Annotated in this window: 3 protein-coding genes; all 3 read right to left on the bottom strand. The window is 60.7% G+C overall.

From position 1 onward, the window contains the following. The coding region (locus tag WBB95_RS21055; RefSeq protein WP_424489333.1) for an ATP-binding cassette domain-containing protein at positions 1–465 on the bottom strand (465 nt) is incomplete at its 3' end. Next, on the bottom strand, positions 462–1622 hold the full coding sequence (gene urtC, locus WBB95_RS21060) for an urea ABC transporter permease subunit UrtC (RefSeq protein WP_424489334.1): 1161 nt from the start codon (positions 1620–1622) through the stop codon (positions 462–464). The genes urtC and WBB95_RS21055, both read right to left, overlap by 4 nt. A gap of 10 nt (positions 1623–1632) precedes the next feature. After that, on the bottom strand, positions 1633–2206 hold a 574-nt coding region (locus WBB95_RS21065; protein WP_424489335.1), incomplete at its 5' end, for an ABC transporter permease subunit.

Raw genomic sequence — 2206 nt, forward strand, 5'->3', positions numbered from 1 at the left:
GGACAACAGGTCGGCCTGTTGTTGCAGCAGGTCGCCCAGGAAAATGTCGCGTGCCACCTCTTCCACCCGCGCAATCACCTGAGCATTGCGCTTGAAGAACAGCGCGCCCCAAACCTTGCGGCCGGCCGGGTAGGACATCTCCAGGTTTTCAAACACCGTGAGGTTTTCGTAGATCGACGGGTTCTGGAACTTGCGCCCGACACCCGCGCGTACGATGTTGTATTCGCGCATCTTGGTCAGTTCTTTGCCGTCGAACTGGATGCTGCCGCTGGTGGCGCGGGTCTTGCCGCAAATCAGGTCAAGCACCGTGGTCTTGCCGGCGCCGTTGGGGCCGATCACCACGCGCACTTCGTTGCGGTCGATATACAGGTTGAGGTTGTCGACCGCCTTGAAGCCGTCGAACGACACGGTGAGGCCTTCGATGGCCAGCACCGGTTTTTTCATTTCAAAGCCGACGGCGGTCATGGCTGGGTCTCCAGGATTTTAGCGGCGGTCTTGGGCTTGGCGGCCGGCGCCATGGTTTTTACCAACGGTTTACGCCGCAGCAGCCGCGCCAAGGCCTGGCGACCATGGCTGTCCCACAAGCCGGCCAGGCCATTGGGGAAGTACATGACCACGGCGATGAACAGGCCGCCCATCAGGTACAGCCACAGCTCGGGAAAGGACTCGGAAAAGTAGGTCTTGCCGTAGTTGACCAGCAGCGCGCCATACACCGCGCCGAGCAGCGACATGCGCCCACCCACGGCGGCGAAAATCACCATCTCGATCGACGGCACGATGCCGACGAACGACGGCGACATAAAGCCCACTTGCAGGGCAAACATCGCCCCGCCGATCGCCGAGAACGCAGCGGCCACGCAAAACACGAAGATCTTGAAACTGGCCACGTCATAGCCTGAAAAACGCACGCGCTCCTCCTTGTCGCGCATCGCCATCAGCAACCGGCCGAGCTTGGACGCCAGGATAAAGCGGCCGATAAAAATGCAGCCAAACAGCAACCCGGCGTTGATGAAGTACAGGATCATTTTGGCGCCGTCGGTGCGCAGGTCCCAGCCGAGCAAGGTCTTGAGGTCGGTGATGCCGTTGACACCACCGGTGAGGCCTTGCTGGCCGACGATCAGCACCGTCAGGATCAGCGCAATCGCCTGGGTGACGATGGAGAAATACACATCGCCCACGCGGCGCTTGAACAGCGCAATACCGATGATAAATGCCAGCAAAACCGGCACGGCAATCACCGCGAACACCGTAAAGGTGAAGCTGTGAAACGGTTGCCACAGCCAGGGCAGCTCGGTGATCTGGTTCCAGTCCATGAAGTCCGGAATGCCGGGCGTTGACTGGATCTTGGTGCTTATCGGGTCGGAAGCCTCAAGCTTGAGGAACATCGCCATGCAGTAGCCGCCGACGCCGAAAAACACGCCCTGCCCCAGGCTCAGAATGCCGCCATAGCCCCAGCACAGCACCAGCCCCACGGCGACAAACGCGTAGGTCAGGTACTTGCCGACCATGTTCAGCCTGAAGGCATCCAGGGTCAGGGGAAATACCACCAGGATCAACAGCGCCAACAGCACGATGCCGATCAGGTTTTGCTGGCCGCCCAGCAGCTTGTCTAAAGCCTTCATCTGCTCGCCTCTACTTGCGCACTTTGATGGAGAACAACCCTTGCGGGCGCAGCATCAGGATCAGGATCACCGAGGACAAGGTCAGTACCTTGGCCATCGAGCCACTGAGGAAAAACTCCGACAGCGATTGGGTCTGGGCGATCACGAACGCCGAGGCGATGGTGCCGAACAGGCTTTGCGCGCCACCAAACACCACAACCAGGAAGGTGTCGACGATGTACTGCGAGCCCGCCGTCGGCCCGGTGGAGCCAATGGTGGTGAATGCGGCGCCGGCTACCCCGGCCACACCGCAACCGAGGGCGAAGGTCATGCGGTCGACCTTGCGTGTATTGATGCCCACCGCACGGCTCATCAGGCGGTTCTGCACGGTGGCACGCACCTGCAAACCCCAACGTGAGCGGTACAGCATCAGGAAGATCGCAGCCGTCAGCAGCAAGGTCAGGCCCATCATGAACAGGCCATTGCGCGGGATCTCGATGGCGTCGGTGAAGTTCACCGAGCCCATCAGCCAGGCCGGCGGTTCGGCACAGACCATCGCGGCGACAAGCAGCGACATGCGCGTAAAAGTGGTGCTCATTGTTCCC

It is taken from the genome of Pseudomonas sp. (assembly GCF_049645325.1).
GTDB lineage: Bacteria > Pseudomonadota > Gammaproteobacteria > Pseudomonadales > Pseudomonadaceae > Aquipseudomonas.

What these genes read in the sequence shown, in the direction of transcription:
- urtC (WP_424489334.1), bottom strand. Translation starts at nt 1,622, where the DNA reads ATGAAGGCTTTAGACAAGCTGCTGGGCGGCCAGCAAAACCTGATCGGC.